Source organism: Micromonospora sp. ATCC 39149 (assembly GCF_000158815.1).
Classification (GTDB): domain Bacteria; phylum Actinomycetota; class Actinomycetes; order Mycobacteriales; family Micromonosporaceae; genus Micromonospora.
On sequence record NZ_GG657738.1, the window covers coordinates 4069856 to 4078803 of the forward strand.

The following is an 8948-nucleotide window of genomic DNA, read 5'->3' on the forward strand; positions in this document are numbered from 1 at the left end:
ACAGGGTGGTGAGGCGGTTTCGTCTCTTACGGTGTCCTCGGCATGCCGGCGGGTGGACACTGCCGGGGCCGACCCGGTGGCGCGATGCGGGCGTTTACAGGGGGTTGTCTCGATGCGTGTTCGGAGCCGCGTCATCGCGGGTCTGGTGGCCGGGGCTGTCGTGTTGATCGGTCAACCGGTCATCGCGGCGGTGTCCGCCTGGCAGGCCGCGGGTCCTGCCGTCAAGGCGCTCGTCGTCGAGGTGCCGGGGCACTCCGGGCTGGTGCCCGGCACGCCGCGCAGCGACGTACCGAGAATCACCGACGGGGAGATCGCCGATATCGAGGTGATCGGGAACCGGGTCTTCATCGCCGGCTCCTTCACCGGGATCGCCAACGTCGGCCAGACCGCGCTCGCACAGCGGTGGCTGGCCTCGTACAACATTGACACGGGCAAGGTGGACACCGGCTTCCGGCCGACGTTCGACGGGGCCGTCGATGCCGTGGAGGCGTCGCCGGACGGTTCGGCGCTCTACGTGACCGGGATGTTCAACACCGTCGGCGGCCTCACGAAGCGCAAGATCGCGCGGCTCAACCCGGTGACCGGCGCCCCGGTCGCCGGCTTCACCGCGCAGAGCAACGGGCGCGGGACCGCCCTGGCCGTGACCAACAACGCGGTGTACGTGGGCGGCCAGTTCACGAAGGTGAACAGCACGAACCGCGCCGGGTTGGCCGCGCTCAACCCGACCACGGGAGCCGTGGACGGCGGCTTCGATCTGCCCCTGTCCGGCGGCATCGGCGTCGGCGGCATGCTCACCGTGCAGCAGCTCAAGCTCACCCACGACGGCGGGAAGCTGATGGTGGTCCACACCGGCCGGCAGATCGCCGGTCAGGACCGCTACGGCGTCGGTCTGATCGACACCGCCACCAAGGCCCTCCTGCCCTGGCGCACCCGCCTGTGGGAGGACAACCTCTCCTTCGTCGGCGGCATCCAGCGGGCCTTCGGCGGCGACATCGCGCCGGACGACTCGTACTTCGTGGTCACCAGCGGCTCGGGTGGCGACCGCCCGCCGATCAACGACACCGCGATGGCGTTCCCGGTGGCCGGCGGCGACCACGTCGAGCCGATCTGGATCTCCCGGCACTTCGACAGCATCTACTCGGTCGCCGTCACCGAGGCCGCCGTGTACGTCGGCGGCCACTTCAGCTGGCAGGAGTCGCCGACGGCCAACGTCCCGTGGCCCGGCCTGGACAACGTCGGGTACGGCACGGGCCAGGGCCTGGGCGGCTACGGCCTCGGCGACCAGGTGGTCCGCCGCGACCACCTCGGCGCGCTCGACCCGGCGACGGGCACCGCCCTGGAGTGGAACCCGGGGTCCACCTCGTACGAGGGGGAGAAGGCGATGCTGGCCACCCCGCGTGGCCTCTTCGTCGGCGGCGACGGCAACACCAAGGGCGGCCTGCCGGTGGGGCGGGTCGGCTTCTTCGACCTGGGCCGGGTGCCGGCGCCCTCGGCGGTGGACACGACGATCGACACGCCCATCGAGGGACGGGTGAAGCCTGCCAACGGCTCGTTCAGGATCGAGGGCCAGGCGACCGCCCCGTCCGGGGTCAACAAGGTGCAGATCGAGATCCAGAACCGGGGTTCCAGGAAGTACCTCCAGGACGACCTGGTGACCTGGGGCTCCTCCAACAGCATCCTGGCGACCCTGACCAGCCCGAACGCCACCTCGACCATGTGGTCGCTGGCCGTGGCGCTGCCCGTCGGCGAGTACCAGATCCAGGCGAAGACGTTCGGGCGCAGCGGCGAGGCCGACGCCACGAAGGCAGTCAAGAAGATCGAGACGTTCAGCTTCGATGATCTGCCCCCGGCGACGAAGATCGACCTGCCGGCCAGCGGCCTGATCGCCACGAAGAGCTTCGTGGCCACCGGCACCGCCACCGACGACAAGGGCGTCAACGCGCTGACCTACTCGTTCCGCACCCCGGACAACCACTACCTCCAGGACGACGGGACGGTCGCGGCGGTCTACAACACGTTCCGCACCGAGCCGGACGTCGTCGGCGCGGTGTCGACCACCTGGCAGGTCGAGGTGACCCTGCCGACCGAGGGCGAGTGGCGGATGACCGCCACCGCCGTCGACAGCGCCGGCCAGAGCGACCTCAAGGGCGAGAACCGGGACTGGATCATCTCGGAGAACGGGGTGGCGCCGACGGTGGCCATCACCGCCCCCGCCACGATGACCCCGCCCACCGCCGCCGCGCCGGTCACCGTCGCCCCCGGCAGCCCGATCACCTTCTCCGGCACCGCCAGCGACGACGGCACCCTGAAGTCGGTCGAGATCTACCTGCGCAACACCACCACCCGCGAGTCGCTGGCCGCCGACGGCACGTGGGGCGCCGACGCGGTCGCGGCCTACCACCGGGTGTCGCCGACGAACCTGAACGCCGGGTCGTACAACTGGTCCTTCACCACCGTGCCGCTCACCCCGGGCATCTACGACTTCCGGGTACGCGCCACCGACAACCTCGGCCTGACCACGACGACCGCCAACCTGGGCAAGCTGAGCGTCACCGCCCAGGTGCCCGGCGACGCCTTCCCCGACGGCAAGCTGAACGTCACCGGCACCGACCAGAACATCGAGAAGCTGCACCTCGACCTGGCCGGCACCGCGACCGACGACAAGGGCGTGCAGGGCGTCCGGGTGGCGCTGCGTGACCTGGACACCGGCCGGTACGTGCAGCCCAACGGCGCCATGGCGGCGAGCTTCGCCACGGTGAACGCCACGGTCGCCTCGCCCGGCGCGAAGAGCACCACCTTCACCCTCTCGATCGACCTGCCGACGAAGGGCGAGTACAGCGTCGAGGCGTGGGCGGTCGACACGGCGGGCCAGCAGGACGGCTCGACGTCCGGGGCCACCGCCAAGTACCTCGTCTACCCGGGCGACCTCGATCCGCGGCTGGAGCCGAGCCTCAGCCCGCAGAACGGCGCGGTCTTCGCCGACTCGCGGATCGTGGTCACCGGGCGCGCGGTCGACGACATCGGGATGCTGAAGGTGGAGGTGCAGATCGTCAACGGCGCGGGCCAGGGCATGACCTCGTCCGGCGTGTTCGGCGCCGGCTCCGCCCCGTGGATCTCCACGTTCCTGACCAGCCCGGGTTCGCCGGGGTCGAACTTCGCGTACACCTCGCCGGTGGTCCCGGCGGGCGCCTACACCGTCTCGGTCCGGGCGGTCGACAACTACGGGCAACTCCAGCAGCCGCCGGCCACCATGTCCGTGACCGTCAGCTGAACCGGGTCACCTGAGCCGATCGGCCGCCGGGCCGTGTCGGGGCGAATAGTCGCCCCGACACGGCCCGGCGGTGTTCTGGGCGGTCCCACCCGCTGCCCTGGAACCGCCGGGTGCCCGTGGTGACCACTCCCCATGCGGTCACGCCCGGCGGCGGGCGACCAGGACGGCGTCGTGGATGGTGACGTCGCGGCCCTCCGGGTCGACCGTGGCGCGGGGTCGGGTCTCGGCGGTCAGCACCTGCCAGGCGGCGGGGTCGAGGGCGGACGCTACCTTCCTCGGAGGGGAACATCCGCGTCCGGCAAAGTGCATCCGGTGGGCGCTGGTGCGCAGGTCGCGCGGGTGGTGCCCGACGATCAGCAGGGTTCCGCCCGGGGTGACCGCCGCGGCGAGCCGCGCGAACAGTTCCCGCCGCGCCTCGGAAGGCAGGTGCATGAACTGCGCCGACACCAGGTCGTACGCGCCCTCGGCGGGCGGCTGGTCGCGCAGGTCGGCGTGGAGCCATTCGATGCGGTCGGCGACCCCGGGCCCGGCCGCCGCGGCGTGGGCGGCGGCCCGCTCCAGGGCGGTGGTGGAGATGTCGACGGCCGTGACCCGCCAGCCCCGTTCGGCGAGCCAGGCGGCGTCGGCGCCCTCGCCGCAGCCGACGTCGAGCGCCCGGCCGGCGGGCAGTCCGGCCACCTCCGCGACGAGCTGAGGGTTGGGGCGGCCACTCCACACCGCCGTCCGGGCGCGGTAGCGCTCCTCCCAGGCGGCCTCCTCGAACATCGTGCCCATCCGGTGCCGGTAGGCGTCCACGGCGGCACGGCCCTCCTCGGCGACGAGGTCGGCGTTGATCGCCGCTCCGGCGGCCAGGCCCGCCGCGGCGGCCACGATGACCTGGGCGCGTACGTCGGCCACGTTGCCGGCGACCCACACGCCGGGCACGGCGGTGGCACCGGTCGGGTCGGCGGGCACCTGGCTGCCGATCACCTGCCCGCCGAACTCCACGTCGACCGGCTTGCAGCCGAGCGACTCCAACACCTGAGCGCGGGCGGTGAACCGGGGCGCGACGACCACCGCGTCGAGCGCGACGATCTCGCCGGAGGCCAGGCGTACCCCGGTCAGGGTGTCGCCGGCCACCTCGACCCTCTCGACCGGGCCCTCCACGACGGTGATCTCGCGCGCCGCGAGCCGTTCGGCCTCCTCGGGGCCGAGCGTCGCGCTGTGCAGCAGGAGCAGCACGTCCGGGCTCCACTGCCGCCACAGGTCCGCCTGATGGGCAGCCGTCGGCCCGGTGGCCAGGACCCCGATGCGCCGGTCCCGGACCTCCCAGCCGTGACAGTACGGGCAGTGCAGCACGTCGCGCCCCCACCGCTCGGCCAACCCCGGCAGGTCGGGCAGCTCGTCGACGAGCCCGGTCGTCACCAGTAGCCGCCGTGCCCGCACCTCGCGCCCGCCGTCCAGCGTCACGACGAAGCCGGTGCCCTCTCGGGACGCGGCCTCAGCCCGGCCGGCGATGATCTCGCCGCCGTAGCGGGTCACCTCGTCGCGCCCGGCCACCATCAGCTCGGCCGGCGGCGTGCCCTCCCGGGTCAGGTAGTTGTGCACGTGCCCGGCCGGCGCGTTGCGCGGCTGCCCGTCGTCCACCACCAGCACCGACCGCCGTGCCCGGGCGAGGGCCAGCGCCCCGCTCAGCCCGGCGGCGCCCCCGCCGACCACCACCACGTCGTACGTCCCGTCCACCGGATGCCTCCTCCGCTCGTCGTGCGTCCACCGTGTCGCACGATCTGCCGATCCGACAAACAATGTTGCCGGAACGGCAAAGATCCGGCTGGCGGGTCGGAGTTGCGGGATCTCCTTACCTAGAACTACTATGCATTGCAGTTCTAGGGATAGGTGGTCGAATGCACATCACCAAGGACCTCGTCGCCGCCTCGGCGACACCGCTCGTGCTGGGGATCCTCGCCGAGGGCGAGAGCTACGGCTACGCGATCCTCAAACAGGTCAACGAGCTGTCGGGCGGGCAGCTGGAGTGGACCGAGGGGCTGCTCTATCCGCTGTTGCACCGGCTGGAGCGGCTCGGCCACGTCGAGGCGTACTGGCAGACCCCGGCCGGGGGACGCCGCCGCAAGTACTACCGCATCACCGACCAGGGCCGGGCCGAGTTCGCCGAGCAGCGCCGCCAGTGGGCCGCGGTCGTCGACACCCTGCGGGGCGTCTGGGACACGGCCCGGTCCGTCAACCCGATCGCGGCACCGGCATGGGAGGCGGGACGATGACCCTCGACAGCGACAGCGACAGCGACCTGGAGGCCCAGATCGCGCAGTGGCGGGCCTACACGCGTCGCCGCCGGGAGCTGCACCACACCGACACCGAGGAGCTGGAGGACCACCTGCGCAGCCGGATCACCGAGCTGGTCGAGGCGGGCCTGCGGACCGACGAGGCGTTCCTGATCGCCGTCAAGCGCATGGGCAGCCTCGACGAGTTGTCGCGGGAGTTCGCCCGCGAGCACTCCGAGCGGCTGTGGAAGCAGCTCGTGCTGCCCGGGGAGCCGGACGCGCCCGCCGCCGCCCGCACCCGGCGCGAACTGCCCGTCATGGTGGTCTGCGCCGTCGTCGCGGCGCTCGCGATCAAGGTGCCGGGCTGGTTCGGGTTCGACCTGGCCAGCGACAACGACGCCGGCTTCTACGCGCGCAACCTGAGCCTCTTCTCGCTGCCGGCGCTGGCCGCGTACTTCGCCTGGCAACGCCGCGTCAATGCCCGCGTCGTCGGGGTGCTCGCGGCGCTGTTCGTCCTCGGCGCGGTCGCCGCGAACGTGTACCCGCTCGCCGATGACTCGCAGTCCTTCGTGCTCACGGTCATCCACCTGCCGCTCGCGCTGTGGCTGGTCGTCGGCGTCGCCTACGTGGGCGGTGACTGGCGCTCGGACCGGCGACGGATGGACTTCATCCGGTTCACCGGCGAGTGGCTGATCTACCTCAGCCTCCTCGGCCTGGGTGGCGGCGTGCTCACAGCCTTCACCGCCGGCACCTTCCGGGCCATCGGCATCGACGCCGAGGGCTTCATCACCTTGTGGCTGCTGCCGTGCGGCGCCATGGCCGCGGTCGTCGTGTCGGCGTGGCTGGTGGAGGCCAAGCAGAGCGTCATCGAGAACATGGCCCCGGTGCTGACCCGCGTCTTCACGCCGCTGTTCGCCGCCACCCTGCTGGCCTTCCTGGTCGCCATCGTCTGGACCACCAACGGCATCGACGTCGAGCGCGACGTGCTCATCCTCTTCGACCTGCTGCTCGTCGTCGTGCTGGGCCTGCTGCTGTACGCCATCTCCGCCCGCGACCTCGCGGCCCGACCCGGCCTGTTCGACCGCCTTCAACTGGCGCTCGTCGTCAGCGCCCTGATCATCGACGTCCTGGTGCTGCTGGCCATCACCGGCCGGATCACCGAGTGGGGTTTCAGCCCCAACAAGACCGCGGCGCTGGGGGAGAATCTCGTCCTGCTGACCAACCTGGCCTGGTCGGCGTGGCTGTTCCTCAGCTTCGTCCGGGGCCGCACGCCGTTCGCCCGCCTGGAACGCTGGCAGACCCGTTACCTGGCCGTGTACGCGGGCTGGGCCTGGATCGTCGTCCTCGCCTTCCCGCTCGTGTTCGACTTCGCCTGAGCCTGAGCCTGAGCCTGAGCCGTAGCCCGGGTCCCGGCCACCGCACGGTGGCCGGGACCCGGGCTACGGCGTCCAGCGCACGTTGGGGTTCACGCGACCGGTCCAGTTGAAGATGGCCATGTTGTCCCACTGGTTGCCGGTGCCGTTGATGTTCGCCGGGTCCCAGCCGTTGCCAGGGACGGCGTACCAGGTCGGCTCCCAGTAGAAGACGCCGATGGCGCCGGCGTCGCGAGCGGTGTTCTGCACCCAGGCGAACTCGGTGGCCTGCCCGCTCCAGCTCGCGGGATGGCCGGCGCAGGGCTCGGTGCCGTTTACCGAGTTCGGCTCGCCGTCGGCGTTCGCGGCGGTGAACGGGTACGCCGTCTCGGTGAGGACGACGGGCCTGCCGTACCGGGACCGCACGTCGGTGATGACGTTGTACAGGTTGGCCAGCGTGCCGTGCCACATGCAGTAGTAGGACAGGGCGGTCAGGTCCCACTGGACGCCCTTCGCCGCGATCCCGTCGTAGAACCAGCGCGCGTTGGCCATGCTGTCCGCGTTGGCGGTGTGGATGATCACCTGGGTGCCGCTGTTGCACTGCTTCGTCGCCTGGTAGCCGGCCTTGAGCAGCAGGCTGAGGTTGGTGAAGTCGTTGTTGACGACCCTGCCGTCGTTCCACAGCATGCCGACGTTGATCTCGTTGCCGATCTGGACGCTGTCCGGCGTGGTGCCCTGTGCCTTCAGGCTGGAGCAGACGTCGTAGGTGTAGTTGTGGACGTCGGTCTGTAGCTGGCCGATGCCGTGGTTCGCCCAGGCGGCGGGCTTGTACTGCTTGCCGGGATCGGCCCAGGTGTCCGAGTAGTGGAAGTCGATCATCAGCTTGAGGCCCCTGGCCTTGACCGCCCGCGCGTACGCCAGCACCCGGGCCTTGTTGTTCCAGCCGCTGACGGGGTTGTTCCAGACGCGGAGCCGGACGTAGTTGACGCCGAGGCCCTTGAGGATGTCGAGCGGGTCCCGCGCGGTCCCGCCGGCGTCGTAGTACCGCGCGCCGAGGTCCAGGCTGCGCTGCACCGAGGAGACGTCCGCGCCCAGCATGGTCAGCGTGTTCGCGGCCGACGCCGGTGTCAGCGGCGTGAGCAGGGCGACCAGCGAGAGGAGCGCGGCGACCCAGGCCCGCAGGACGCGGCGGTGCGGAGTCATCCCCGACCTCCTCGATGGCAGGCGCGGGGCCGAGGCCCGGCATCGGACAGGCTTCAATAGATATCTATGTATACCACAGTCGGGTCGGCCGCCCGGGGTGCCGTGGTCAGTGCTGCTGTCCCGGGTGGTCGTCCGTCGTCGGCGTCGACCGGTGTGCCTGGTCGGCCGGGCGCACCGTGAACGGATGCCGCAGCCGTTGCATCGCCTCCTCGCTGCCGTCGAAGGTCACGCCCTGTTCGTCGAGCCCGTTGTTCGCCGGCGGGGTGAGGAACAAGGCCGATGGGCCATCGCCATGAGAAGTCATGCGGGATTCCTGTTTCTGCTGAGGGAGAGCCTGGGTGGCCGCGGGCCGTTGTGCCGCGATTCCAGTCGGCGTTCGCACTGACGCCCGATCACGGTGCCCGATCGCGGAGGACCGCCTGCCGACACCGCCACCCAAACCATACCCGGGTTGCCCCCCGACCGGTCGCCGCCGGCAAGGTCACCACGGTCAACTCGGCGAATCTCCCACGGTGGTGGCGGACGCCCGGCCCTCCTGCCGGGCCCGTTCGAGCAGCAGGGCGAGCCGCCGCCGACGCCGCCGACGGGCCACCCGAAGCGCCAGGGCGGCCGCCGTGAGGCCGACCACCACGCCCAACTGCGGCCACGGCACCGCCCAGACCGTCACGGTGGCCGTGGCCGACCCGGCCTCGGCGATGGCCCCGCCGCCGAGCGCCGCCGGAGTCATCGCCACGGTCGTCCGCAGCGGGCCCAGCCCCCAGACACCGCCGACGCGGGCCTGGGCCGTGCGGCTGCCGCCGGGCAGCAACTCCTCGACGTCGACCGTGGTGTCCCGCCCGGCGAGGCCGAACAGTCCGACACGGT

The 8948-nt window shown here is 71.5% G+C and carries 6 protein-coding genes and 1 pseudogene; 3 read left to right on the forward strand and 4 right to left on the reverse strand.

All coding sequences use genetic code 11. From position 1 onward, the window contains the following. Nucleotides 1-112 precede the first annotated feature (112 nt). The gene (locus tag MCAG_RS17520) at nucleotides 113-3271 is read left to right on the forward strand and encodes an Ig-like domain-containing protein (RefSeq protein WP_036373909.1); all 3159 of its coding nucleotides are present in this window, start codon (nucleotides 113-115) and stop codon (nucleotides 3269-3271) included. Nucleotides 3272-3409: 138 nt separating this feature from the next. Here MCAG_RS17520 and MCAG_RS17525 read toward each other — a convergent pair whose 3' ends face one another. Beyond that, nucleotides 3410-4993, reverse strand: a complete 1584-nt coding sequence (locus MCAG_RS17525; RefSeq protein ID WP_036373921.1) for a bifunctional NAD(P)/FAD-dependent oxidoreductase/class I SAM-dependent methyltransferase — start codon at nucleotides 4991-4993, stop codon at nucleotides 3410-3412. A gap of 161 nt (nucleotides 4994-5154) precedes the next feature. Between MCAG_RS17525 and MCAG_RS17530 the strand changes: the two genes are divergently transcribed. Both MCAG_RS17530 and MCAG_RS17535 read left to right on the forward strand, forming a co-directional pair. Then, a complete protein-coding gene (locus tag MCAG_RS17530) occupies nucleotides 5155-5529 on the forward strand; it encodes a PadR family transcriptional regulator (RefSeq protein ID WP_007074314.1) in 375 nt (124 codons plus the stop codon). Then, on the forward strand, nucleotides 5526-6905 hold the full coding sequence (locus MCAG_RS17535; RefSeq protein ID WP_036373926.1) for a permease prefix domain 1-containing protein: 1380 nt from the start codon (nucleotides 5526-5528) through the stop codon (nucleotides 6903-6905). The genes MCAG_RS17530 and MCAG_RS17535 overlap by 4 nt, the downstream gene beginning before the upstream one ends. Before the next feature lie 63 nt (nucleotides 6906-6968). On the opposite strand, the gene MCAG_RS17540 is transcribed toward MCAG_RS17535, so the two are convergent. From MCAG_RS17540 to MCAG_RS17545, 3 genes and pseudogenes are all read right to left on the reverse strand, one after another. Further along, nucleotides 6969-8084 carry a glycosyl hydrolase 53 family protein gene (locus MCAG_RS17540; RefSeq protein WP_050777997.1) on the reverse strand — a complete coding sequence of 372 codons (1116 nt, stop codon included), beginning with the start codon at nucleotides 8082-8084 and terminating at the stop codon, nucleotides 6969-6971. Between the two features lie 106 nt (nucleotides 8085-8190). Further along, the gene (locus MCAG_RS32655) at nucleotides 8191-8388 is read right to left on the reverse strand and encodes a hypothetical protein (protein WP_157548108.1); all 198 of its coding nucleotides are present in this window, start codon (nucleotides 8386-8388) and stop codon (nucleotides 8191-8193) included. Between the two features lie 186 nt (nucleotides 8389-8574). After that, nucleotides 8575-8948 (reverse strand): annotated as a pseudogene (locus MCAG_RS17545) (DUF916 domain-containing protein); the annotation flags it as partial.